Raw genomic sequence first — 25,390 nt, 5'->3', positions numbered from 1 at the left:
CCCGATCGCGAGCAGGCTCACTCCTACAGGGGAACGCGTTTCAAATTGTAGGAGTGAGCCTGCTCGCGATGGCTGCGAAGCAGCCGCTGTTATTTGGCTAACTCATTCATCCGCTTGAGCACGGCATTCAAGCCATTACTGCGCGATGGCGACAACTGCCGCGACAGCCCTAACTGATTAAACCAGTCCGGCAAATCGACCTGCCGCAACTCAGCCGCCGACAGCCCGTTGACCCGCAACAGCAGTAACGCCACCAGGCCACGAATCATCCGCGCATCGCTGCTCGCTGCAAATTGCCAGTGGCCGTCGCGCAACTCGCCCACCAGCCACACCTGGCTTTCACAACCATGCACGCGATTGGCCTCGCACTTATCCGTCTCGCTCAACGCTGGCAAGCGATCGCCAAACTGCATCAGCAAGCGCGCCCGCTGCTCCCAGCCCGCGGCGCTCTGGAAGGTTTGCAGGGCGTCGGCGGCTTCAGCCGGCAACGTCATCGCAGCATCTCCAGCGCCTGGTCGAGGGCTTCAAAGAAGCGCTCCAGGTCCTCGGAATCGTTGTACAGCGCCAGCGACACGCGAATTGCGCCGGCCAGTTCGAAGCTTTTCATCAATGGCATGGCGCAATGGTGCCCGGCGCGCACGGCGATGCCTTGCTCGGTCAACAGGTGCGCCAGATCGGCGTTATGCACGCCTTCGACAACAAAACTGGCCAGCGCCAATTGCGGCTTGCCCAGCAGACGAATGCCGTTGCGTGCGGCGAGGCCGCGCAGCAGATAGTCGTGCAGTGCCGCTTCATGGGCGGACACCGCGTCCTGGTCCAGGCCGGCCAGGTAATCGAGGGTCGCACCGAGGCCGATCACGCTGGCAATCGGTGGTGTGCCGGCCTCGAAACCCAGTGGCGCAGGGCGAAAGCGGGCGCTGTGAAACGTCGCGTCTACAACCATCTCGCCACCGTATTGCCAGGGCCGCAGTTGCTCCAGCGCATCGTTGCGCCCGAACAGCACGCCGAGGCCTTCGGGGCCATACAGCTTGTGGCTGGAGAACACATAAAAGTCGCAACCGAGCGCCTGCACGTCATGGCGCCCGTGGACGATACCCTGCGCACCATCGACCACCGTCAGGACGTTGTGCGCCTTGGCCATGGCCAGCAGGGCCGGCAACGGTTGCCAGGCGCCGAGCACGTTGGACAATTGGCTGACCGCCAGCAGACGGGTGCGCGGGCCGATCACGGCGAGCGCGACCGCGAGGTCAATCAGCCCGTCGCTGTCCAGAGGCAACACAATCAGCTTGAGATCGCGTCGTTGGGCCAGTTGCTGCCACGGCAGCAGGTTGGCGTGATGCTCCAGCGCGCTGATGACGATCTCGTCGCCCGGCTGGAAAAGATGCTCCAGGCCATAAGCCAAGAGGTTCAGCGCACTGGTGGCGCCATGGGTGAAGATGATCTGGCCGCTGTCGCCTGCGTTCAGCCACTGCGCAACCTTCAGCCGACTGTCTTCGAACGCCTGCGTGGCATGGGCGCCGGGCAAGTGTTGCGCACGGTGCACATTGGCCGCGCCGTTGGCGTAGTAATGCGTCAGGGCGTCGAGCAAAGCCTGGGGTTTCTGCGTGGTGGCGGCATTGTCCAGATAGGTCTGGTCTTGCCGTTGCAGGGCGGCGATGGCTGGAAAATCGGCACGCCAAGGGGAGGGAATCATCATCTGTTCAGCCCTGTGAAATTGGGCGGGGTGTACCGGACCTTGTGGGAGCGGGCTTGCTCGCGAAAGCGTAGTGTCATTCTGCACAGTTGTTACTGACAGGACGCCTTCGCGGGCAAGCCCGCTCCCACAGGGGATCGATCGTATGGCTGCTTAGTTGTGAGCGTGCAGCGCTTCGTTCAGTTCGATCGCCGATTTGTGGGTCTTGCACTCCACCGCACCGGTTTGCGAATTGCGACGGAACAGCAGGTCGGTCTGGCCGGCCAGCTCACGCGCTTTAACAACCTGAACCAGATTGTTGTGCTCATCGAGCAGCGCCACCTTGGTGCCGGCCGTCACGTACAGGCCCGACTCGACCGTGGTGCGGTCGCCCAACGGAATACCGATACCGGCGTTGGCGCCGATCAGGCAGCCTTCGCCAACCTTGATCACGATGTTGCCGCCGCCCGACAGGGTGCCCATGGTCGAGCAACCGCCGCCCAGGTCCGAACCTTTGCCGACAAACACGCCAGCGGAGACACGGCCTTCGATCATGCCCGGGCCTTCGGTGCCGGCGTTGAAGTTGATGAAACCTTCGTGCATGACGGTGGTGCCTTCGCCCACGTAAGCGCCCAGACGCAGGCGCGCGGCGTCAGCGATACGCACACCGGCCGGAACCACGTAATCGGTCATTTTCGGGAACTTGTCCACCGAGAACACTTCCAGCAGCTCTCCGCGCAGACGCGCTTCGAGTTGCATTTCGGCCAGTTCGCTCAGGTCGATCGCGCCCTGGCTGGTCCAGGCCACGTTCGGCAGCAGCGGGAAGATGCCGGCCAGGCTGACGCCATGCGGCTTGACCAGGCGATGCGACAACAGATGCAGCTTGAGGTAGGCCTCAGGCGTGGAGGTCAGTTGCGCGTCTTCGGCCAGCAGGGTGGCGACCAGCGGCTTGTGGCTTTCGGCCAGACGGGTCAGCAGCTTGCCTTGCACGGCGTCGATGCCTTTGACCGCTTCAGCCAGTTGCGCGGCCTGTGCGGTGGTGAAGGTGATGGCCTGGTTGCCTTCGGTGTAACCGAGGATCGGCGCAACGGCAGCGACCAGTTCGGCCGAAGGGTTGAGCAGTGGCTGTGCGTAGAACACTTCGAGCCAGGCGCCTTGACGGTTCTGAGTGCCGACACCAAAGGCGATGCTGAACAGGGAATTGGACATGTGAATACCTCTACAAAGAGTGACGGGCTGCTTACTTCAGAGCGGCCGCGTAGATGTCTGGCTTGAAGCCAATCAGGGTTCGGTCACCGAGATCGAGCACCGGGCGCTTGATCATCGAGGGTTGCGCGAGCATCAGTTCGATGGCTTTCGACTGGTCGAGATCGGCTTTGCGTTCGTCGTCGAGTTTGCGAAAGGTCGTGCCTGCACGGTTCAACACCGTTTGCCAGCCGTGCTCGTCACACCATTGCGTCAGGTGCGCACGGTCGATACCGGCCGTTTTGTAATCGTGAAAGTCGTAGCTGACAGCGTGTTCATCGAGCCAGGTGCGCGCCTTCTTCATGGTGTCGCACGCCTTGATGCCGAAAAGGTGCAACGTTTTACTTGAAACGGCCAAGGAATCGCCCCCTTTACAGGTGCTGGAGAAAAATGGTGACGGATTATGCCATGACCAAACGGTTTCGTCGGCCACGGTTGTCGTAACGCTGTAAAACCTGTGGGAGCGAGCCTGCTCGCGAAGGGGGTGTGTCAGTCGACATTGATGGTGAATCTTCCACCGCTTTCGCGAGCAGGCTCGCTCCCACAAGGGAGTTGCGTTCCAGCCGTGCGACATAGGTGCAACGGTCATCCACAGCCTAAGGCGCTAATATGGCAGTTCAACGCTGTCGATCGCCTGAGATACTGCTTTATGCAAACTGCTTACACCGTCCTGATCCTGCTGATGCTGGTCAGCGTCTCGCGACTGGTTGGCCGGGTCATCCCGCTGCCGCTGCCTTTGGTGCAAATCGCCGCCGGCGCATTGTTGGCCTGGCCGACGCTGGGCCTGCACGTGGCCCTCGATCCGGAGCTGTTCCTGTTTCTGTTCCTGCCGCCGTTGCTGTTTTCCGACGGCTGGCGCATGCCCAAACGCGCGCTCTGGCAATTGCGCGGGCCGATTCTGACCCTGGCCGTGGGCCTTGTATTGTTCACCGTGGTCGGTGCCGGCTATTTCATTCACTGGCTGTTGCCGACGATTCCGCTGCCAGTAGCCTTTGCCTTGGCGGCCGTATTGTCGCCCACCGACGCCGTAGCGGTTTCAGCGATTGCGCAGAACCGCTTGCCGACGCCGCTGATGCACATGCTGCAGGGCGAGGCGCTGATGAACGACGCCTCCGGTCTGGTGACTTTCAAGTTCGCCCTGGCAGCGGCGGTGACGGGGGTGTTCTCGCTGACCAACGCCAGCCTGACCTTCGTCGCGGTGGCGCTGGGTGGTCTGGCGGTCGGCGTGGCGCTGAGCTGGCTGGTTGGACGCCTGCGCGTGTGGATGATCGCCCGTGGCTGGGATGATCCGGCTACTCACGTAGTGTTCATGTTGCTGTTGCCCTTCGCTGCTTATGTATTGGCCGAGCGCTTGGGCGCATCGGGCATTCTTTCGGCGGTCGCAGCGGGGATGATGCAGAGCTGGCTCGACCTGCTGCCACGCCAGACCAGCACCCGGTTGCTCAATCGCAGTGTCTGGTCGCTGCTGGAATTTGCTTTCAATGGCCTGATCTTTCTGCTGCTCGGCCTGCAATTGCCGGACATCATCAAAGCGGTGGTCAGTCACGAGCCGACGCTGTGGCCGACGCTGTTCTACCGTTGCCTCGATGTGCTGGCGATTTTCCTCGCGCTGGTGTTGCTGCGGTTTGTCTGGGTGCAGAGCATCTGGCGCTTGTCGGTACTGCTGCGGCGCTTGCGCGGCAAAGGCGAGCTGACGCAAGTGCCGACGGCGCGTTCCTGCTGGTTGCTGACGGTCGGTGGTGTGCGCGGGGCGGTAACGCTGGCAGGCGTGATGTCGGTGCCAATGTTGATGGGCGCGCAGGCGTTTCCCGAGCGAGACCTGCTGATCTTTATCGCGGCCGGGGTGATTCTGCTGTCGCTGGTGTCGGCGTGTATCGCCTTGCCCTTGTTACTGCGCGGGATCGAAAAAAGCCCGGACGATAAACGCCGCCAGGAAGTGCGCGATGCCTGGCGCAAAACCGCCGAAGCCGCGATCCACTCGCTGGAAACCGAAGAAATGGTGCCTCAGGATGCGGCGCAGGCGGCATTGTCCGCTGAACTCAAGGCGCGAATCATGTCCGAGTATCGCCATCAGCTCGATGTCTTCAATGACTCCGCCGAAGCCCAGGCTTTGGCGTTCCAGATGGATCTGCTGGAACGTCGGCTGCGTCTGAAGGCGCTGCGGGCGCAACGCCTTGAGTTGTATCGCCTGAGCCGCCAGCACCAGATCGGCGACGATGTGCTCAGGGAAGTATTGGGCGAACTCGATCTGAGTGAGGCCAATCTGGGGCAGGTCAAATAGACGGCGTTACTTGGGATAGAGCAGTTGCATCAGGCGTTTGTCCTTCTTGCTGATCTTGCGGTTGACCGGTATTTCCCAATCGCCCAGGGTCAATGTGTTCGCCACCGGGTGATGCATGATCGAGTGCTTGTCATAGGCGGTGTAGATCGCATCAAGCGTATCGAAGGAGGCAAAGAGGTTGCGGTCGACCTGTTCGCGGGTCAGCGGATTCATCTGCCGATTCTGATAAAACTCATACACCTTGGGCTTATCCCATGGAATGTTCGCCTGGGGATGCTGGTGTTCATGCAGGGCGCCCAGTGCGTGACCGAATTCGTGGGTGACGATCACCTCGAAGTCGACATGGTCGGGGCTGACCCCCAGATTCATGGTTGGATGGTCAGGGTGAATCAGCAGCGCATCGGTGCCGAGCATGGCGCTGTTGTCATTGTTTTTTGTGGCGATGCGAATATCGCCCTGGCGCTCTTCGACGAATTCAAACTTGAGGTTGATGTACGGCAACCAACGGCTGGCCGCGGCGATGATCTTGCTTTTGTGCTCAGGCGCAGGCGCATCCATGAAGGCAATCTTCAGCGTGCGGCCGTTGGCCCACAATTTCGAGTAGTTGAGCACGGCGCGCTTGCGCCGCGTACCGCTAGTGCGGTCGCTGTCGGCATTCGCCGGATTTTCGCTGATGGCGGCCGCGTAGGCTGCCTGATCGTCTGGCCACTGTAGGAGTTGGCAATCCAGGAGTTCTTGCATTTCACTTCTTCCATGAAGTCTGGAGCGGTGGTTTTTGAGACGCGGCGAACCGCGCAGCCCAAGACTAACGTCTGGCCGGCGCAGGGACGGGAAATAAGATCGGGCGAACTGTTACGCGATATTTGCAGCGCCTGTACCGGATTGCCCGGCACAGGCGGTCAGGCCTCAGCGGCGACGCTGGATGAAATCGCGAATACGCTCAGCCGCTTCGACACACTCGGCCAGCGGTGCAACCAGTGCCATGCGCACGCGGCCGGCCCCCGGATTGACGCCATCGACATCGCGCGAAAGGTACGAACCCGGCACCACCGTCACATGCTCCTGCTCGAACAGATCGCGACAGAACTGCGCGTCATCGCCGTTCACGTTCGGCCACAGGTAGAAGCTGCCGTCCGGGCGCTGCACATCCAGCACCGGGCCAAGAATCGCCAGCACCGCATCGAATTTCTCGCGATACAGCGCGCGGTTGGCGCGCACGTGGACTTCGTCGTTCCAGGCGGCAACGCTGGCCAGTTGGGTTTGCACCGGCATTGCGCAGCCGTGATAGGTGCGATACAGCAGAAAACCCTTGAGGATCTCGGCGTCGCCGGCGACGAAACCGGAACGCAGGCCCGGCAGGTTGGAACGCTTGGACAGACTGTGGAATACCACGCAACGCTTGAAGTCCTGACGACCCAGTTCCACACAAGCGCTGAGCAGGCCCGGCGGCGGCGTCTGCTCGTCGAAGTACAGCTCGCTGTAGCATTCGTCCGCGGCAATCACAAAATCGTACTGGTCGGCCAGGGCGATCAGCTTTTTCAACACATCGACCGGAATCAATGCGCCGGTCGGGTTGCCCGGCGAGCACAGGAACAGGATCTGGCAGCGCTGCCAGATGTCCGGCGACACCGCATCGAAATCCGGGTTGAAGCCGTTTTCATCCAGGCACGGCAGGTAGTGCGGCTTGGCCCCGGCGAGGAACGCGGCGCCTTCGTAAATCTGATAGAACGGGTTCGGGCTGACCACCAGGGCGTCGTCGCCACGGTTGACCACGGTCTGGGTAAACGCAAACAGCGCTTCGCGGGTGCCGTTGACCGGCAGCACGTTGCGCGCCGGATCGATCCAGCCGCTTGGCACGCCAAAGCGCCGCTCGCACCAGCCAGCGATGGCTTCACGCAGCGCCGGGATGCCGAGGGTGGTCGGGTACACCGCCATCTGCTCCAGATTATTGGCCAGCGCTTCGGCGACAAAGCTCGGCGAGCGATGCTTCGGCTCGCCGATCGACAGGGCGATCGGGCGCTTGTCCGGGTTCGGGGTCACGGTGCCGAGCAGTGCGCGGAGCTTTTCGAACGGGTAGGGCTGGAGCTGGTTCAGAGCGTTGTTCATGGGGGCCTCGGTCAAGGTGGGGCAAAACGCCGATACTGGGCCGTTCACCAGACCTGTAGGAGTGAGCCTGCTCGCGATGAGGGCTGCTGCACATTCAATATCTGTGCAAGCTGATGCATCGCCATCGCGAGCAGGCTCACTCCTACAAGGAATTTGATTAACAGGCTGGAATCGGAGTGATCCTTCCCACCGGGGTAATGGGTTAATTCAAATACTGATACGCGAAAGCTTGATATCGGGTTCCTGATTGACGCTCAGTTGTTCAACGATCGCATCCTGCAAGCGGCTGCACAGCAAGGGATCGGACAGCGGCTGGTTGTGCGCATCGGTGATAAAGAACACGTCTTCGACCCGTTCGCCCAGGGTCGCGATCTTGGCGTTCTGCAACGACAGGTCGAACTCGAGGAAAATCCCGCCGATACGCGCCAGCAGTCCCGGCCGATCGGGCGCGGTCAATTCCAGCACCGTCACCGGGCGTTGCGCATCGTTGTGGATGGTCACCTGTGGCGCGAAGGCAAAATGCTTGAGCTGGCGCGGCACCCGGCGCTGGATGATCGTCGGGTAGTCGTCCGGGTTGCGCAGGGCTTCGGTCAGCCCTTCGCGGATCTGTTTGACCCGCACCGGATTGTCGCCGATCGACTCGCCGTCGTTGTCGAGCACGATGTAGGTGTCGAGGGTGAACTGGCTGCTCGAGGTAATGACCCGGGCGTCGTGAATGTTCAGGTTGAGCTGGTCCATCGCGGCCACGGTCACAGCGAAGAAATCGTGTTGGTCCGGTGCATAAATAAAGATTTGCGTGCCACCCTCGAACTCGCGTTGGGTGGTTTCCTTGATCAGCACCAGCGGCCCGCCATTGACCGGTTGCTGCAGGATCGCATCGCTGTGCCAGGCCACGTCGCCAGCGGTGTGCCGCAGGAAATAGTCATCGCCCAGTTGCGCCCACAGTTGCTCGACATCGTCCGGGTCGGTGCCGCCGCGCACCAGAATGTCCAGTGCGGCGCTTTGGGTCTGGCGAATCTGCTCTTCGCGATCCACCGGGTTCTCCAGGCCGCGGCGCAAGGCGCGCTTGGTTTCGGTATACAGCTGGCGCAGCAGGCTGGCGCGCCAGGAGTTCCACAGCGTCGGGTTGGTCGCGTTGATGTCGGCTACGGTCAGCACATAGAGATAGTCGAGGCGGGTTTCATCGCCGACGGCCTGGGCGAAGTCGTGAATCACCTGCGGATCGGACAGATCCTTGCGTTGGGCGGTGGTCGACATCACCAGATGGTTCTGCACCAGCCAGACGATCAGGCGGCTGTCCCACACCGGCAGTTGGTGGCGCTGACAGAATGCTTCGGCATCGACCGCGCCGATTTCGGAGTGGTCGCCATGCCGGCCCTTGCCAATGTCATGGTAGAGGCCAGCCATGTAAATGAGTTCGGGCTTGGGCAGCTTGGCCATGAGCTTGGCGGCCAGCGGAAATTTTTCCGAGACCTGGGTGTACTGCAGTTTGCGCAGGTGCTTGATCAGATTCAGCGTGTGCGCATCAACCGTATAAATGTGGAACAGGTCGTGCTGCATCTGCCCGACGATAAAACCGAACTCCGGCAGATAACGCCCGAGAATGCCGTAACGGTTCATTCGCCGCAGGTTGCGGTGGATACCGATCTTGCACTTGAACAGCTCGATGAACAGGCTGGTGTTGCGAATATCGTTGCGGAAGTTGTCGTCGATCAGGTGACGATGCTCGCGTAGCAGACGGATGGTGTCAGCGCGCACACCTTTGATTTCCGGCTGCTGGGCCATCAGCACGAAGATTTCCAGCATGGCGAACGGCGTGCGGCGGAACACGTTGTCGTTGCGTGCCTCGATGTAGCCGTCGTGCAACTGGAAGCGCGCGTTAATCGGCTGCGACGGCGCCTCGTCTTCCGGGGCGAGAATGACTTCCTCGAAGTGCTGAATGATCAGGTCGCTCAACTGGGCGATGCTCATCACCGTGCGGAAGTACTGCTGCATGAAGTTTTCGACTGCCTGTTTGGCGTCGTCCCCTTCAAAACCGAGCAGGCCGGCAATGGTGCGCTGATGATCGAACAACAAGCGATCTTCGGAGCGGCCGGCAAGCATGTGCAGGGCATAGCGCACTTTCCACAGAAATTCCTGGGAAGAGGCAAGCAGGGCGTTCTCGCTTTCGACCAGAAAACCTTCGCCGGCGAGGGCGCGCAGGTTCAGGGTGCCGTACTGACGGCGGGCGACCCAGAGAATCGTCTGGATATCGCGCAGGCCACCGGGCGAACCTTTGACGTTGGGTTCCAGGTTGTACTCGGTGTCGTTGTACTTGTGGTGACGGGCCTTCTGTTCGGCATGCTTGGCGAGAAAAAACTCCTTGGCCGGCCACATGTGTGCGGTGCTGGTGACCTCGAGCATGCGCTGGCGCAGGCGCTCCGGGCCGCAGATGGTGCGGCTTTCCATGAGGTTGGTGACCACGGTCAGGTCGGCACGGGCCTCAACAGCACATTCATCGACCGAGCGCACGCTTTGACCGACCTCCAGGCCGATGTCCCACAACAGCGTCAGAAAACGCTCGATGGAATCGCGAAATACTTCGTGATCGGCGCTGTCCAGCAGGATCAGCAAGTCGATATCGGAATAGGGGTGCAGTTCGCCCCGGCCGTAGCCGCCGACCGCGACCAGCGCGATGTCGGCGTCTTCGCTCCAGTTGAACTGGTCCCAGGCCTTTTGCAGGATGTTGTCGACGAACCAGGCGCGGTCTTCGATCAGCCGACGGATGTCGCGGCCGCTGCGAAAACGCGCGTCAAGCACCTCGCGGGCCTGGCGGATCGCCTTCTTGAACGCCGCGATAGGACTCGCTTTGAGCGCCAGTTCAGCCTGGAACTGGCCACGGTCGAAGAGTTCGGGATCCACCTGCGGCATCGATTGGCTTTCCTTCTATAAAGCTGGGAGCGTTTGGTGTCTCAGGCCGAGACGCGCGCGATGGTGTCATCGCTGCGCAGGGTGAAGATCTCGTAGCCCGTGTCGGTGACCAGCAGGGTGTGTTCCCACTGCGCCGAGAGCTTGCGGTCCTTGGTGATCGCGGTCCAGCCGTCGCCCAGTACCTTGGTGTCGGCCTTGCCTTGGTTGATCATCGGCTCGATGGTGAAGGTCATGCCGGCTTTCAGTTCCATGCCGGTGCCCGCGCGACCGTAATGCAGGATCTGCGGTTCTTCGTGGAAAACCTTGCCGATGCCATGACCGCAGAATTCGCGAACTACCGAGAAGCCGTTCTTTTCCGCGTGCTTCTGGATCACTTCGCCGATGTCGCCGAGGCGGCAGCCGGGTTTGACGATCTCGATCGCCTTGTACATGCATTCCTGAGTGACTTGCGACAGGCGCTCGGCCCACACCGGCACCTCGCCGACATGGAACATGCGGCTGGTGTCGCCGTGGTAGCCGTCCTTGATCACAGTGACGTCAATGTTCAGGGTATCGCCGTTTTTCAGTGGCTTGTCGTTCGGGATGCCATGGCAGACCACATGGTTGATCGAGGTGCAGATCGACTTCGGGTAACCCTTGTAGTTGAGCGGGGCAGGGATGGCCTGCTGCACATTGACGATATAGTCGTGGCAGATCTGATTCAACTGATCGGTGGTCACGCCCGGTTTGACATGTTCGGCAATCATTTCCAGCACATCGGCGGCCAGTTTGCCGGCGACACGCATGCCAGCGATGTCCTCGGGGGTTTTGAGGTTGACGGTCATACAGGCTCTCTCTGCGCTCGGCGGCGCTTGCTGATACAAATAGGGTGGCACGTGTGCATTTGGCGACCCTGAAAAACGCGATTCTAACAGACGGAAGGTGCAAATCCGCGCCTGCGTGCATCGCTTCTGTCTATACAATGGTGGGCATCAGGCCGATTCCAAGGGGGCTGCGTCTGTGTCCCGGTACCGTTAGATATTCCGGGTTCCGTTTTTGCGCACCCTGTGGTATAAAATGCGCCGCTTTCCGGGGATGCCCCGAAAAGCTTAAATCCACACACGTGTCGACACGATGACCTGGGTGCCTTGGGCTTTATGCCTCTGGTTGGTCATTGGGATACGTGGAGGCCAAACCCGACTTATCAAGGAACTATCATGTCCCAAGTCAATATGCGCGATATGCTGAAGGCCGGTGTGCACTTCGGTCACCAAACCCGTTACTGGAATCCGAAAATGGGTAAGTACATTTTCGGCGCGCGTAACAAGATTCACATCATCAACCTTGAAAAAACCCTGCCAATGTTCAACGAAGCTCTGACTTTCGTAGAGCGTCTGGCCCAGGGCAAAAACAAGATTCTGTTCGTCGGCACCAAGCGTTCCGCTGGCAAGATCGTTGCTGAAGAAGCAGCACGTTGCGGTTCGCCGTACGTCGATCACCGCTGGTTGGGCGGCATGCTGACCAACTTCAAGACCATTCGTGCTTCCATCAAGCGTCTGCGTGACCTTGAAGTTCAAGCCGAAGACGGTACTTTCGCCAAGCTGACCAAGAAAGAAGCGCTGATGCGCACTCGCGATCTTGAGAAGCTGGATCGTTCGCTGGGCGGTATCAAGGACATGGGCGGTCTGCCAGACGCACTGTTCGTGATCGACGTTGACCACGAGCGCATCGCGATCACCGAAGCCAACAAGCTGGGCATTCCGGTCATCGGCGTTGTCGATACCAACAGCAGCCCGGAAGGCGTTGACTACATCATCCCAGGCAACGATGACGCCATTCGCGCCATCCAGCTGTACATGGGTTCGATGGCTGACGCAGTTATCCGCGGTCGCAACAACAATGCTGGCGGTACTGTTGAATTCGCAGCTGAAGAAACTCAGGCTGCAGCTGAGTAATTGACGCCCTGGCGTTGACTCAGTAAGCAAAAAGGGGGCTTGGCCCCCTTTTTGCCACCTCGAAAACCATTTGTCGGCGCCCACGTCTCTGTTTGTAACGTGCGGCAGCTAACAAGGGTGGTTCGGGAAGAATTGAACGCCCGTTCGGTCGGGTGGAATGGTTGAAAACCTATCCAAGAGGAATTTGAAAATGGCAGCAATTACTGCAGCGTTGGTCAAAGAACTGCGCGAGCGTACCGGCGAAGGCATGATGGATTGCAAGAAAGCCCTGGAAAAGGCTGACGGCGACATCGAAAAAGCCATTGATGACATGCGTGCTTCGGGCGCGATCAAGGCTGCGAAAAAAGCGGGCAACGTTGCCGCTGAAGGCGCAATCGCAATCAAGGACGACGGTAAAGCTGCCGTTATCCTGGAAGTGAACTCGCAGACCGACTTCCTCGCTCTGCAAGACGACTTCAAGAACTTCGTTGCTGACAGCGTTGAAAAAGCCTTCGCTGACAAGCTGACCGACGCTGCTCCGCTGATCGCCGCTCAAGAATCTGCTCGCGAAGCACTGGTTGGCAAAGTAGGCGAAAACGTCAACATTCGTCGTCTGACCCGCATTGAAGGTGACGTTGTAGGTTCGTACCTGCACGGCAACAAGATCGGTGTTGTTGTCGCTCTGAAAGGCGGCGACGTCGAGCTGGCCAAAGACATCGCGATGCACGTAGCGGCAAGCAACCCTGAGTTCCTGCTGCCTTCGCAAGTTTCGGCTGAAGCGATCGAGCGTGAAAAAGCTGTGTTCCTGCAGCTGAACGAAGAGAAAATCAAAGGCAAGCCAGAAAACATTGTTGAGAATATGGTCAAGGGCCGTATCAGCAAGTTCCTGGCAGAAGCGAGCCTGGTTGAGCAGGCGTTCGTCAAGAACCCTGAAATCAAGGTCGGCGAGCTGGCCAAGAAAGGCGGCGCAGAAATCGTCTCCTTCACTTACTACAAAGTAGGTGACGGCATCGAGAAGCCGGTCGACAACTTCGCTGAAGAAGTTGCTGCCCAGCTGGCTGCCGCCAAGCAATAAGACGGTTTTTCAACTGTCGCCCGAGAGAGGCTGCCCGCTTACGCGCGCAGCCTCTTTTCAGATGGGGTACCAATTTTTATTTGGTTTCCACCCGGAACTGACTTACAAAGCCATGTTCCGATGGCGCTGCAGCAGCGCCAAGCTAGAGTGAACGCCAGCTGTAAACAGCTCGCACAGAATTTTTAATACGCCGCAGGAGAGATTCGCAATGGCTCAGCAGGGCAGTGGTTATCAGGCTCGCTATAAACGCATTCTACTCAAGCTTAGCGGCGAGGCCCTGATGGGCTCGGAAGAGTTCGGGATCGATCCAAAAGTGCTGGATCGGATGGCACTGGAAGTCGGCCAACTGGTCGGCATCGGTGTGCAGGTCGGTCTGGTGATCGGCGGTGGCAACCTGTTCCGCGGCGAAGCCTTGAGCAAAGCCGGCATGGATCGGGTTACAGGCGACCACATGGGCATGCTGGCCACTGTGATGAACGCCCTGGCCATGCGCGACGCGCTGGAGCGTGCCAATATCTCGGCCATCGTCATGTCGGCCATTTCCATGGTGGGTGTGACCGATCACTATGATCGCCGCAAAGCCATGCGCCACCTGAACTCCAAGGATGTGGTGATCTTCGCCGCCGGTACCGGCAATCCGTTTTTCACCACCGATTCGGCAGCGTGCCTGCGCGCAATCGAAATCGATGCCGATGTCGTGCTCAAGGCGACCAAGGTCGACGGCGTCTACACCGCTGACCCGTTCAAAGACCCGCATGCCGAGAAGTTCGATCATCTGACTTATGATGAAGTGCTGGATCGCAAGCTGGGTGTAATGGACCTGACCGCTATTTGCCTGTGCCGCGATCACAAGATGCCGCTGCGCGTATTCAACATGAACAAACCCGGCGCCCTGCTGAACATCGTACACGGCGGCGCTGAAGGGACTTTGATCGAGGAAGGCCAACAATGATCAACGAAATCAAGAAAGACGCCCAAGCGCGTATGCAGAAATCCCTGGAATCTCTGAGCCATGCATTCGGCCAGATTCGCACCGGCAAGGCTCACCCGAGCATCCTCGGCAGCGTGATGGTGCCTTACTACGGCACTGACACCCCGTTGAGCAGCGTTGCCAACGTCACCGTGAAGGACTCGCGCACCCTGCAAGTCGTCGCTTTCGAGCGCAACATGCTGGCGGCCGTCGACAAGGCGATCCAGAGCGCCGGTCTGAACCTCAACCCGACCAACCTCGGCGAGTTGCTGCTGATCCCGATGCCGGCCCTGACCGAGGAGACTCGTAAAGGTTTCACCAAGCAGGCCCGCAGCGCTGCCGAAGACGCGCGTGTTGCCGTGCGCAATATTCGTCGCGATGCCTTGGGCGAGCTGAAGAAACTGGTCAAGGACAAGGAAATCAGCGAAGACGAAGAGCGTCGTGCCGTCGCTGATATCGATAAGCTGACCAAAGACTCCGAGGCCCAGATCACCAAGGCCACGGAAGAGAAGGAAAAAGACCTGATGGCCGTATAAGGGTCGAGCGTTAAATGGACAAGACCAAGCAGTCTGCGCCGTCCGCGGTGCCGCGCCATGTCGCGATCATCATGGATGGCAACAATCGCTGGGCGAAAAAACGCTTTATGCCGGGTGTCGCCGGGCATAAAGCGGGCGTGGATGCTGTGCGGGCGGTGATCGAGGTGTGTGCCGAGGCCAAGGTTGAAGTGTTGACCCTGTTCGCCTTTTCCAGTGAAAACTGGCAGCGCCCGGCCGATGAAGTCAGTGCCTTGATGGATCTGTTCTTCAAGGCCTTGCGTCGTGAGGCCAAGCGCCTCAACGACAACAACATCAGTTTGCGCATCATTGGCGATCGCTCGCGCTTTCATCCTGAGCTTCAGGCGGCAATGCGCGAGGCCGAAGCCATGACGGCCGGTGCCAATCGTTTTATCCTGCAGATCGCGGCCAATTATGGCGGTCAGTGGGATATCGCGCAGGCGGCTCAGCGTCTGGCGCGTGAGGTTCAGGCCGGGCACCTGCGTCCGGAGGACATCACGCCGGATCTGCTGCAAACCTGTCTGGCCACCGGTGACTTGCCATTGCCTGACCTGTGCATCCGCACCGGTGGCGAGCACCGCATCAGCAATTTCCTGCTGTGGCAGCTTGCCTATGCCGAGCTGTACTTCTCCGACCTGTTCTGGCCGGACTTCAAACACGAGGCCATGCGCAATGCGCTGGCTGATTTCGCTTCGCGTCAGCGTCGGTTCGGTAAAACGAGCGAGCAGATCGAAGCTGGAGCCCGGGTTTAATGCTTAAACAACGAATCATCACTGCGCTGATCCTGCTGCCGATCGCCTTGTGCGGGTTTTTCCTGCTCAAGGGCTCCGGTTTCGCCCTGTTCATTGGTCTGGTGGTGAGTCTTGGCGCCTGGGAGTGGGCGCGTCTTGCGGGCTTCACCGCGCAATCGTTCCGTGTCGGCTTTGCAGCCGTCGTCGCCCTGATGCTGTTCGTCATGTACGTACTGCCCGGTCTCGCGCCGTGGGTGCTGGGGGCGTCGGTGCTGTGGTGGGCTGTCGCGACGTACCTGGTGCTGACCTATCCGCACTCCAGCAAGCGCTGGTCCAGTGCCGCCACCAAACTGATGATCGGCCTGCTGATTCTGCTGCCTGCGTGGCAAGGACTGGTGCAGATCAAGCAGTACCCGCTGGGCAACTGGCTGATCATGGCGGTGATGGTGTTGGTCTGGGGGGCGGACATCGGTGCGTATTTCTCCGGTCGCAAATTCGGCAAGCGCAAACTGGCGCCGCAGGTCAGCCCGGGTAAAAGCTGGGAAGGCGTTTACGGTGGTCTGGCGCTGAGTCTGGTGATCACCGCCATCGTCGGGCTGGTGCGCGACTGGACCGTCGCCGAACTGCTTAAAGGCTTGATTGGCGCCGCGCTGATCGTCTTCATTTCCGTTGTCGGCGACCTCACTGAAAGCATGTTCAAGCGCCAGTCCGGCATCAAGGACAGCAGTAACCTGCTGCCCGGTCACGGCGGCGTGCTGGATCGCATCGACAGCCTGACCGCGGCCATTCCGCTGTTTGCCGTCCTGCTGTGGATGGCTGCACCGTGAGTCGACCACAACAGATTACGGTGCTCGGGGCCACCGGCTCGATCGGTCTGAGCACCCTTGATGTCATTGCCCGTCATCCTGAGCGTTATCAGGTATTCGCGCTGAGTGGTTTTACTCGCCTCAATGAATTGCTCGCCTTGTGCGTGCGTCATGTGCCGCAATTTGCCGTGGTACCGAACATCGAGGCTGCACGCCGATTGCAGGATGATCTGCGTGCCGCCGGCCTTTCGACCCGTGTGCTGGTCGGAGAAGAGGGGTTGTGCGAGGTTGCCTCTGCTACTGAAGTCGACGCGGTGATGGCGGCGATTGTCGGCGCTGCGGGCCTGCGCCCGACGCTGGCGGCGGTCGAGGCGGGCAAGAAGATCCTGCTCGCCAACAAGGAAGCACTGGTGATGTCCGGCGCTCTGTTCATGCAGGCAGTGCGCAAGAGCGGTTCGGTGCTGCTGCCAATCGACAGTGAGCACAATGCGATTTTTCAGTGCATGCCGCAGGATTTTGCGCGTGGCTTGAGCTCGGTAGGTGTGCGAAGGATTTTACTTACAGCTTCTGGCGGCCCCTTCCGGCAGACGCCGATGGCTGAGCTGGTGCATGTTTCACCTGAGCAGGCCTGTGCGCATCCGAACTGGTCAATGGGGCGCAAGATCTCCGTGGATTCGGCGAGCATGATGAACAAGGGGCTCGAGCTGATCGAGGCCTGCTGGCTGTTCGATGCCAAGCCTTCGCAGGTTGAAGTGGTGATCCATCCGCAGAGTGTCATTCATTCGCTGGTCGACTATGTGGATGGCTCGGTGTTGGCGCAATTGGGTAATCCCGACATGCGTACGCCGATTGCCAATGCCCTGGCGTGGCCGCAGCGTATCGACTCCGGCGTAGCACCGCTGGATCTGTTTGCCATTGCGCGACTGGATTTCGAAGCGCCGGATGAGCAGCGTTTTCCTTGTCTGCGTCTGGCGCGTCAGGCCGCCGAAGCCGGTGACAGTGCGCCACCGATGCTTAATGCGGCCAACGAGGTGGCGGTGGCGGCGTTTCTCGACGGACGGGTTCGCTACCCGGAAATCGCGAGTATCATCGAGGAGGTCCTGAATCTCGAACCGGTGGTCGCGCTGTATGATCTCGATGCCGTGTTCACGGCGGACGCCAAGGCGCGAGTGCTGGCGGAACAATGGTTGAGTCGGCACGGCCGATAGGATCAGCAACACAATGGCTGCACGCGACACTGAACAGGATTGCGGAGAAAGTAGATGAGCGCGCTCTATATGATTGCCGGCACCCTGATCGCCTTGGGAGTGTTGGTCACTTTTCACGAATTCGGCCACTTCTGGGTCGCGCGTCGCTGTGGCGTCAAGGTTCTGCGTTTTTCCGTGGGTTTTGGCATGCCGCTGCTGCGCTGGCACGACAAGCAAGGTACCGAGTTCGTCGTGGCGGCGATCCCGCTGGGCGGCTACGTCAAAATGCTCGACGAGCGCGAAGGCGAAGTACCGGTCGATCAGCTCGATCAGTCGTTCAATCGCAAGTCCGTGCGCCAGCGCATTGCCATTGTCGCCGCCGGTCCGATCGCCAACTTCCTTTTGGCGCTGGTGTTCTTCTGGGTGCTGGCGATGCTTGGCAGCGAGCAGGTGCGCCCGGTCATCGGGGCTGTCGAGTCCGGCAGCATCGCCGCGAAGGCGGGTTTGACCTCGGGTCAGGAAATCGTTGCCATCGATGGTGAGCCGACATCCGGCTGGGCGGCGGTGAATTTGCAGCTGGTCCGTCGCCTCGGTGAAAGCGGTTCGGTGCAAGTGGTCGTGCGCGAGCAGGGTTCAACCGCTGACTCGCCCCGTGAACTGGCCCTGGATAACTGGCTCAAAGGTGCCGACGAGCCGGATCCGATTCGTTCGCTCGGCATTCGCCCATGGCGTCCGGCGTTGCCACCAGTGCTTGCTGAGCTCGATCCGAAAGGCCCGGCGCAGGCGGCCGGGCTGAAGACCGGTGATCGTTTGCTGGCCCTCGACGGTCAGGCGCTGAACGACTGGCAGCAAGTGGTCGATACTGTTCGTACGCGCCCTGATACCAAAATCATGCTGCGCATCGAGCGCGAGGGTGCTCAAATCGACGTCCCGGTGACGCTGGCGGCGCGCGGTGAAAGCAAATCGCCGAGTGGTTATCTGGGCGCTGGCGTCAAAGCCATCGACTGGCCGCCGGAAATGATCCGCGAGGTCAGTTATGGCCCGTTGGCCGCGATTGGCGAGGGCGCCCGTCGCACTTGGACCATGAGCATTCTGACGCTGGATTCACTGAAGAAAATGCTCTTCGGCGAGCTCTCGGTAAAAAACTTGAGTGGACCGATAACCATTGCTAAAGTGGCGGGCGCTTCTGCCCAGTCGGGCGTCGCTGATTTCCTGAATTTCCTTGCTTATCTGAGTATTAGCCTGGGGGTTCTGAATTTGCTGCCCATCCCGGTACTGGATGGGGGGCATTTGTTGTTTTATCTGATCGAGTGGGTGCGTGGTCGCCCCTTGTCGGATCGGGTGCAAGGTTGGGGGATACAGATCGGTATCAGTTTGGTGGTCGGGGTGATGTTGCTTGCTCTGGTCAACGATCTGGGTCGTCTGTAACGCTTCGCTGAATTGCGAATCTGCCGCATTTTGCGGCAGTTTGTTTATTGCCAGTTGGAATAAGAAAGGACTTCATGAAACGTCTGCTGCTAACTGCGGTTCTCACCGTATTGATGATCGCCGAAGTTCACGCCGAGTCCTTCACTATCTCTGATATTCGCGTCAATGGCCTCCAGCGGGTCTCCGCGGGTAGCGTCTTTGGTGCCTTGCCGTTGAACGTCGGCGAGCAGGCGGATGATCGTCGCCTGGTGGAATCCACTCGTGCGTTGTTCAAAACCGGTTTCTTTCAAGATATCCAGCTGGGCCGCGAAGGCAACGTTCTGGTCATCACCGTGGTCGAGCGTCCATCGGTCGCCAGTATCGAGATCGAAGGCAACAAGGCGATCTCGACCGAAGACCTGATGAAGGGCCTCAAGCAATCCGGTCTGGCCGAAGGCGAAATCTTCCAGCGTGCCACCCTCGAAGGCGTGCGTAACGAGCTGCAACGTCAGTACGTCGCGCAAGGTCGCTACTCGGCGACCGTCGACACCGAAGTGGTGTCGCAGCCGCGTAACCGCGTCGGTCTGAAAGTGAAGATCAACGAAGGTACCGTTGCCGCCATCCAGCACATCAACGTGGTGGGCAACACGGTGTTCCCCGAGGAAGACCTGACCGACCTGTTCGAACTGAAAACCACCAACTGGCTGTCGTTCTTCAAGAACGATGACAAGTACGCCCGTGAAAAACTGTCCGGTGACCTGGAGCGTCTGCGTTCCTACTACCTGGACCGTGGCTATATCAACATGGACATCGCTTCGACCCAGGTATCGATTACCCCGGACAAGAAGCACGTCTACATCACTGTCAACGTGACGGAAGGCGAGAAGTACACCGTTCGTGACGTCAAGCTCAGCGGTGACCTGAAAGTCCCGGAAGACCAGATCAAGTCCCTGCTGCTGGTGCAGAAGGGCCAGGTGTTCTCGCGCAAGCTGATGACCACCACCTCCGAACTGATCACCCGTCGCCTGGGTAACGAGGGTTACACCTTCGCCAACGTCAACGGCGTGCCTCAACCGCACGACGACGACCACACCGTGGACATCCTGTTCGCTGTTGATCCGGGCAAGCGTGCCTACGTCAACCGCATCAACTTCCGTGGCAACACCAAGTCCGAGGACGAAGTGCTGCGTCGTGAAATGCGTCAGATGGAAGGTGGCTGGGCCTCGACCTACCTGATCGACCAGTCCAAGACCCGTCTGGAACGTCTGGGCTTCTTCAAGGAAGTCAACGTTGAAACTCCGGCCGTGCCAGGTGTCGACGACCAGGTTGACGTGAACTACGCCGTTGAAGAACAGGCGTCCGGCTCGATCACCGCCAGCGTCGGTTTCGCCCAGAGTGCCGGTCTGATTCTGGGTGGTTCGATCACCCAGAACAACTTCCTCGGCACCGGTAACCGCGTCAGCGTCGGCCTGACCCGCAGCGAATACCAGAGCCGTTACAACTTCGGTTACGTTGACCCCTACTGGACTGCCGATGGCGTGAGCCTGGGTTACAACGCGTTCTATCGCACCACTGACTACGATGAACTCGACGCCGATATTTCGAGCTATGCGGTCGACAGTCTGGGTGCTGGCGTCAACGTCGGTTACCCGATCAGCGAGACTTCGCGTCTGACCTTCGGTCTGTCGGCCCAGCAGGACAAGATCAACACCGGTCGCTACACCGTTGACGAGATTTTCGATTTCGTTGAGAAGGAAGGCGATAACTACCTGAACTTCAAGGCGTCGGCCGGCTGGTCCGAGTCGACGTTGAACAAAGGTGTACTGCCGACCCGTGGCCGTTCCCAGAGCCTGACACTGGAATCCACTATTCCGGGCAGCGATCTGTCGTTCTTCAAGCTTGATTACCGCGGCCAGCTGTTCCAGCCGATCACTGAGAATTACACCCTGCGTCTGCACACCGAGCTGGGTTATGGCGACGGCTACGGTTCGACCGACGGCTTGCCGTTCTATGAAAACTACTATGCCGGTGGTTTCAACTCGGTACGTGGCTTCAAGGACAGTACGCTTGGCCCGCGCAGTACGCCGAGCCGGGGCACCAACCCGGGGACCATCGCGGACCCGGACCAGGATCCGCTGCCGTTCGGTGGTAACGTCCTGATCCAGGGCGGTGTTGAAGTTCTGTTCCCGCTGCCATTCGTCAAGGATCAGCGCTCCCTGCGTACTTCGGTATTCTGGGATGTCGGTAACGTGTTTGACTCGCAGTGCAAGGACACTACGAACGCGAACGGTTCCTCGTCCAACACCAAGTGCAATGACATCAGCCTGAGTAACATGGCCAGTTCCGTCGGTGTCGGCGTGACCTGGGTCACCGCGCTGGGTCCTCTGAGCTTCGCACTGGCGATGCCGATCAAGAAACCGGATGAAGCTGAAACTCAAGTGTTCCAATTCTCCCTCGGCCAGACGTTCTAAGCGTCTGACCCAAGATAACGACAATGGATTTTGTAGGAGTGCATCGTGCGTAAGTTGACTCAATTGGTTCTCCTGGCCTCCGTACTGGTGGCAGGCCCGGCGTTTGCCGACATGAAAATTGCCGTGCTGAACTATCAGATGGCCTTGCTGGAATCCGACGCGGCCAAGAAGTACGCCGTGGATGCCGAGAAGAAATTCGGCCCGCAACTGACCAAGCTGAAAACCCTGGAAAGCAGCGCGAAAGGCATTCAGGACCGTCTGATGGCCGGTGGCGACAAGATGCAGCAGGGCGAGCGTGAGCGTCTGGAGCTGGAATTCAAGCAAAAGGCCCGTGACTTCCAGTTCCAGTCCAAGGAACTTAATGAAGCCAAAGCCGTTGCCGACCGCGAAATGCTCAAGCAGCTGAAGCCGAAGCTGGACAGCGCTGTGGAAGAAGTCATCAAGAAAGGTGGTTTTGACCTGGTGTTCGAGCGTGGCGCAGTGATCGATGTCAAGCCTCAGTACGACATCACGCGCCAGGTTATCGAGCGCATGAATCAGCTGAAGTAACCCATGACCGTGACTATCAAGCTCGGCCAGTTGGCCGAGTACCTCGGCGCCACCCTGCGTGGCGACCCGGAGAAGCAAATTACTGGGCTAGCCACTTTGCAAGAGGCTGGCCCAGCTCAGTTGAGCTTTCTGGCAAATCCCCAATACCGCAAATACCTGGCCGGTTCGCAGGCGGCTGCACTGCTGCTCAAGGAAGCCGACGCTGAAGGTTTTGCCGGAAATGCGTTGGTGGTGCCGGATCCTTATCTGGCTTACGCGCGCCTCTCGCATTTGTTCGATCCGAAACCAAAAGCGGCTGCGGGGATACATTCGACAGCGGTGATAGCAGCGGACGCGGTAGTCGATCCAAGTGCCAGCATCGGCCCGTTCGTGGTGATCGAAGCCGGCGCGCGGATTGGCGCAAACGTGACGCTGGGCGCGCATTGCGTCGTCGGTGCTCGCAGTGAAATCGGCGAAGGTGGCTGGCTCGCGCCGCGCGTGACGCTGTATCACGATGTGCGCATCGGCAAACGCGTGGTCATCCAGTCCGGTGCGGTGCTCGGCGGCGAAGGTTTCGGTTTTGCCAACGAGAAAGGCGTCTGGCAGAAAATTGCCCAGATTGGTGGCGTGACCATCGGCGACGATGTCGAGATCGGCGTGAACACCGCCATCGACCGCGGCGCGCTGGCCGATACCGTGATTGGCAATGGTGTGAAGCTCGACAACCAGATCCAGATTGCGCACAACGTCCAGGTCGGTGATCACACCGCCATGGCCGCCTGTGTCGGCATTTCCGGCAGCACCAAAATCGGCAAGCACTGCATGCTCGCCGGTGGTGTCGGTCTGGTCGGCCACATTGAAATTTGCGACAACGTTTTCCTGACCGGGATGACCATGGTGACCCACTCGATTACCGAGCCGGGCGCTTACTCATCCGGTACAGCCATGCAACCGGCGGCCGAATGGCGCAAAAGCGCGGCCCGCATTCGTCAGCTCGATGACATCGCGCGACGGTTGAAACAGCTGGAAAAGCGCGTCGGGGAAGTGACCCCTGACGGTAATGCTTCATCTGATGGCTGATACCATTTCCATATCAAGTGTGCACAGCCTCTAGACTGCCTCCTTGATTTGCTAGAGGAGTGCGCGTCAGTCGCGCTCCCAATCTTTACATAGGCTTTCCCCTGAAATGATGGACATCAACGAGATTCGCGAATACCTGCCTCACCGTTACCCGTTCCTGCTGGTGGACCGGGTGGTGGATCTGGACACTGAAGGCAAGCGCATTCGCGCCTACAAGAATGTCAGCATCAATGAGCCGTTTTTCAATGGTCATTTCCCGGCGCATCCGATCATGCCGGGCGTGCTGATCATCGAAGCGATGGCTCAGGCTGCCGGGATCCTCGGTTTCAAAATGCTCGACGTCAAACCGGCCGACGGCACCCTGTACTACTTCGTCGGTTCCGACAAGCTGCGCTTCCGCCAGCCTGTCAAACCGGGCGACCAGTTGATCCTCGAAGCGACCTTTATCAGTTGCAAGCGCAAGATCTGGAAATTCGAGTGCCAGGCTTCGGTGGATGGCAAGCCGGTCTGCTCGGCCGAGATCATCTGTGCGGAACAAAAAGTATGAGTTTGATTGACCCTCGCGCAATCATCGATCCGTCTGCCGTCCTGGCTGACGGCGTCGAGGTCGGCCCGTGGTCGATCATCGGCGCAGGTGTGGAAATCGGCGAGGGTACCGTGATCGGGCCGCATGTGATCCTCAAGGGGCCGACCCGCATTGGTAAACACAATCGCATCTACCAGTTCTCTTCGGTAGGCGAAGACACCCCGGATCTGAAGTACAAGGGCGAGGAAACCCGCCTGGTGATCGGTGACCACAACGTCATCCGCGAAGGCGTGACCATTCACCGTGGCACCGTTCAGGACCGCTCGGAAACCACGCTGGGTGATCACAACCTGATCATGGCCTATGCCCACATCGGCCACGACAGTGTCATCGGCAACCACTGCATCCTGGTCAACAACACCGCGTTGGCGGGCCATGTGCATGTTGATGACTGGGCGATCCTCTCCGGTTTTACGCTGGTGCATCAGTATTGCCACATCGGCGCCCACAGCTTTTCCGGCATGGGCACTGCGATCGGCAAGGACGTTCCGGCGTTCGTCACCGTATTCGGCAACCCGGCCGAAGCCCGCAGCATGAACTTCGAAGGCATGCGCCGTCGTGGCTTCAGCGAAGATGCGATCCATGCGCTGCGTCGTGCCTATAAAACTGTTTATCGCCAAGGGTTGACGGTCGAGCAGGCGTTGGCCGAACTGGTCGAACCTTCTGCGCAATTCCCTGAAGTCGCCGTGTTCCGCGATTCGATCCAGGCGTCGACTCGCGGCATCACCCGCTGATTATGGCCAGTCTGCGTATTGCGCTGGTGGCGGGTGAGGCTTCCGGTGACATTCTCGGCGCCGGCCTCATGCGTGCGCTCAAGGCTCAACACCCGGCGATCGAATTCATCGGCGTCGGCGGTCCGCTGATGCAGGCCGAAGGCCTGACGTCGTATTTCCCGATGGAACGCTTGTCGGTCATGGGCCTGGTGGAAGTTCTCGGTCGGCTGCGCGAGCTGCTTAAGCGCCGCAAGGACCTGATCGCCACACTGATCGCCGAAAAGCCGGATGTGTTCATTGGCATCGACGCGCCGGACTTCACCCTCAATATCGAACTCAAGCTGCGTCAGGCCGGGATCAAGACCGTGCACTACGTCAGCCCGTCGGTGTGGGCCTGGCGACAAAAGCGTGTGCTGAAGATCCGCGAGGGCTGCGACCTGATGCTCACGTTGCTGCCGTTCGAAGCCCGATTCTATGAAGAAAAAGGCGTGCCGGTGCGTTTCGTCGGCCACACCCTGGCCGATACCATTCCGCTGGAAGCCGATCGCGCCGCCGCGCGTGCCGAGCTGGGCTTGCCCGACGGGCCGCTGGTGGCCCTGATGCCGGGCAGCCGTGGCGGTGAAGTCAGTCGCCTCGGCGCGCTGTTCCTCGACACTGCCGAACGCCTGCGCGCGATGCGCCCGGGGGTGCGTTTTGTGATTCCGTGCGCCAATCCTGAGCGTCGTGAGCAAATCGAAACCCTGCTGGCCGGTCGAGATCTGCCGGTGACGCTGCTCGACGGCAAATCGCATCTGGCCTTGGCCGCCTGCAACGCCGTGTTGATCGCCTCCGGCACCGCGACCCTCGAAGCGCTGTTGTACAAGCGGCCGATGGTGGTGGCGTATCGTCTGGCGCCGCTGACGTTCTGGATCCTCAAGCGCCTGGTCAAGAGTCCGTACGTCTCGTTGCCGAACCTGCTCGCCCAGCGCTTGCTGGTGCCCGAGCTGTTGCAGGATGATGCAACGGTCGAGGCTTTGGCGCAGACCCTGTCGCCATTGATCGATGGCGGTGAGGAGCAGACCCGTGGCTTCGACGAGATCCACCGCACGTTGCGGCGCGACGCTTCCAATCAGGCGGCGGACGCCGTCCTTAACCTGATCGGCGAAAAACGATGAG

General features: G+C 59.7%; 23 protein-coding genes. 15 read left to right on the top strand and 8 right to left on the bottom strand.

Annotated features, from left to right (window positions below; translation table 11 throughout):
* Positions 1-89 precede the first annotated feature (89 nt).
* From HU743_RS03505 to HU743_RS03490, 4 genes are all read right to left on the bottom strand, one after another.
* Positions 90-494, bottom strand: a complete 405-nt coding sequence (locus HU743_RS03505; protein WP_186620957.1) for a SufE family protein — start codon at positions 492-494, stop codon at positions 90-92.
* Positions 491-1,696, bottom strand: coding sequence for a cysteine desulfurase (locus HU743_RS03500; RefSeq protein WP_186646945.1), 1,206 nt, complete (start codon positions 1,694-1,696; stop codon positions 491-493). Before HU743_RS03500 ends, HU743_RS03505 begins: the two co-directional genes overlap by 4 nt.
* Before the next feature lie 150 nt (positions 1,697-1,846).
* Positions 1,847-2,881, bottom strand: a complete 1,035-nt coding sequence (dapD, locus tag HU743_RS03495; RefSeq protein WP_186635239.1) for a 2,3,4,5-tetrahydropyridine-2,6-dicarboxylate N-succinyltransferase — start codon at positions 2,879-2,881, stop codon at positions 1,847-1,849.
* Between the two features lie 31 nt (positions 2,882-2,912).
* Positions 2,913-3,275, bottom strand: coding sequence for an ArsC family reductase (locus HU743_RS03490; protein ID WP_189664121.1), 363 nt, complete (start codon positions 3,273-3,275; stop codon positions 2,913-2,915).
* Positions 3,276-3,566: 291 nt separating this feature from the next.
* On the opposite strand from HU743_RS03490, the gene HU743_RS03485 reads away from it, so the two are divergent.
* Positions 3,567-5,198, top strand: coding sequence for a Na+/H+ antiporter (locus HU743_RS03485; protein ID WP_186646944.1), 1,632 nt, complete (start codon positions 3,567-3,569; stop codon positions 5,196-5,198).
* Between the two features lie 6 nt (positions 5,199-5,204).
* Here HU743_RS03485 and HU743_RS03480 read toward each other — a convergent pair whose 3' ends face one another.
* The 4 genes from HU743_RS03480 to map all read right to left on the bottom strand — a co-directional run bounded on the left by HU743_RS03480 (position 5,205) and on the right by map (position 11,038).
* Positions 5,205-5,939, bottom strand: coding sequence for a M12 family metallopeptidase (locus HU743_RS03480; protein ID WP_186646943.1), 735 nt, complete (start codon positions 5,937-5,939; stop codon positions 5,205-5,207).
* Positions 5,940-6,104: 165 nt separating this feature from the next.
* Positions 6,105-7,304, bottom strand: a complete 1,200-nt coding sequence (gene dapC, locus HU743_RS03475; RefSeq protein WP_186646941.1) for a succinyldiaminopimelate transaminase — start codon at positions 7,302-7,304, stop codon at positions 6,105-6,107.
* 207 nt (positions 7,305-7,511) lie between these two features.
* Positions 7,512-10,214 carry a [protein-PII] uridylyltransferase gene (locus tag HU743_RS03470; protein WP_186646939.1) on the bottom strand — a complete coding sequence of 901 codons (2,703 nt, stop codon included), beginning with the start codon at positions 10,212-10,214 and terminating at the stop codon, positions 7,512-7,514.
* A gap of 41 nt (positions 10,215-10,255) precedes the next feature.
* Positions 10,256-11,038, bottom strand: coding sequence for a type I methionyl aminopeptidase (map, locus tag HU743_RS03465; RefSeq protein WP_186620945.1), 783 nt, complete (start codon positions 11,036-11,038; stop codon positions 10,256-10,258).
* 372 nt (positions 11,039-11,410) lie between these two features.
* Here map and rpsB point away from each other — a divergent pair, with 372 nt between their 5' ends.
* The 14 genes from rpsB to lpxB all read left to right on the top strand — a co-directional run bounded on the left by rpsB (position 11,411) and on the right by lpxB (position 25,389).
* The gene (gene rpsB, locus HU743_RS03460) at positions 11,411-12,148 is read left to right on the top strand and encodes a 30S ribosomal protein S2 (protein WP_186533161.1); all 738 of its coding nucleotides are present in this window, start codon (positions 11,411-11,413) and stop codon (positions 12,146-12,148) included.
* 190 nt (positions 12,149-12,338) lie between these two features.
* Positions 12,339-13,202, top strand: coding sequence for a translation elongation factor Ts (tsf, locus tag HU743_RS03455; RefSeq protein WP_186533160.1), 864 nt, complete (start codon positions 12,339-12,341; stop codon positions 13,200-13,202).
* A gap of 208 nt (positions 13,203-13,410) precedes the next feature.
* Complete coding sequence (gene pyrH / locus HU743_RS03450; protein ID WP_003222124.1) at positions 13,411-14,154, top strand: UMP kinase; 744 nt, start codon at positions 13,411-13,413, stop codon at positions 14,152-14,154.
* Positions 14,151-14,708, top strand: a complete 558-nt coding sequence (frr, locus tag HU743_RS03445) for a ribosome recycling factor (protein WP_186550174.1) — start codon at positions 14,151-14,153, stop codon at positions 14,706-14,708. The genes pyrH and frr overlap by 4 nt, the downstream gene beginning before the upstream one ends.
* Positions 14,709-14,722: 14 nt before the next feature.
* Positions 14,723-15,478: a polyprenyl diphosphate synthase gene (gene uppS / locus HU743_RS03440; RefSeq protein WP_186550176.1), complete on the top strand. Its 756-nt coding sequence runs from the start codon at positions 14,723-14,725 to the stop codon at positions 15,476-15,478.
* A complete protein-coding gene (locus HU743_RS03435; protein ID WP_186550178.1) occupies positions 15,478-16,284 on the top strand; it encodes a phosphatidate cytidylyltransferase in 807 nt (268 codons plus the stop codon). The genes uppS and HU743_RS03435 overlap by 1 nt, the downstream gene beginning before the upstream one ends.
* Positions 16,281-17,471 carry a 1-deoxy-D-xylulose-5-phosphate reductoisomerase gene (ispC, locus tag HU743_RS03430; protein WP_186646938.1) on the top strand — a complete coding sequence of 397 codons (1,191 nt, stop codon included), beginning with the start codon at positions 16,281-16,283 and terminating at the stop codon, positions 17,469-17,471. The genes HU743_RS03435 and ispC overlap by 4 nt, the downstream gene beginning before the upstream one ends.
* Positions 17,472-17,525: 54 nt before the next feature.
* Positions 17,526-18,878 carry a sigma E protease regulator RseP gene (gene rseP, locus HU743_RS03425; protein ID WP_186550182.1) on the top strand — a complete coding sequence of 451 codons (1,353 nt, stop codon included), beginning with the start codon at positions 17,526-17,528 and terminating at the stop codon, positions 18,876-18,878.
* A 74-nt stretch (positions 18,879-18,952) separates the two neighbouring features.
* On the top strand, positions 18,953-21,328 hold the full coding sequence (gene bamA, locus HU743_RS03420) for an outer membrane protein assembly factor BamA (protein WP_186550184.1): 2,376 nt from the start codon (positions 18,953-18,955) through the stop codon (positions 21,326-21,328).
* 45 nt (positions 21,329-21,373) lie between these two features.
* A complete protein-coding gene (locus HU743_RS03415; protein WP_003222140.1) occupies positions 21,374-21,877 on the top strand; it encodes an OmpH family outer membrane protein in 504 nt (167 codons plus the stop codon).
* 3 nt (positions 21,878-21,880) lie between these two features.
* Positions 21,881-22,936 (top strand): UDP-3-O-(3-hydroxymyristoyl)glucosamine N-acyltransferase, encoded by a 1,056-nt coding sequence (gene lpxD / locus HU743_RS03410; protein WP_186646936.1) that lies wholly within the window; start codon positions 21,881-21,883, stop codon positions 22,934-22,936.
* Positions 22,937-23,042: 106 nt separating this feature from the next.
* Positions 23,043-23,483 carry a 3-hydroxyacyl-ACP dehydratase FabZ gene (gene fabZ, locus HU743_RS03405; RefSeq protein ID WP_042557884.1) on the top strand — a complete coding sequence of 147 codons (441 nt, stop codon included), beginning with the start codon at positions 23,043-23,045 and terminating at the stop codon, positions 23,481-23,483.
* A complete protein-coding gene (gene lpxA / locus HU743_RS03400) occupies positions 23,480-24,256 on the top strand; it encodes an acyl-ACP--UDP-N-acetylglucosamine O-acyltransferase (protein WP_064364255.1) in 777 nt (258 codons plus the stop codon). The genes fabZ and lpxA overlap by 4 nt, the downstream gene beginning before the upstream one ends.
* Positions 24,256-25,389 carry a lipid-A-disaccharide synthase gene (gene lpxB, locus HU743_RS03395; protein WP_186647103.1) on the top strand — a complete coding sequence of 378 codons (1,134 nt, stop codon included), beginning with the start codon at positions 24,256-24,258 and terminating at the stop codon, positions 25,387-25,389. The genes lpxA and lpxB overlap by 1 nt, the downstream gene beginning before the upstream one ends.
* Position 25,390 lies beyond the last annotated feature (1 nt).

This window comes from Pseudomonas sp. SWRI99 (genome assembly GCF_014270125.1).
Lineage (GTDB): Bacteria > Pseudomonadota > Gammaproteobacteria > Pseudomonadales > Pseudomonadaceae > Aquipseudomonas > Aquipseudomonas hamedanensis.
The sequence above is the reverse complement of the archived record's forward strand: the minus strand, read 5'-3'. Positions and strand labels throughout refer to the sequence as shown.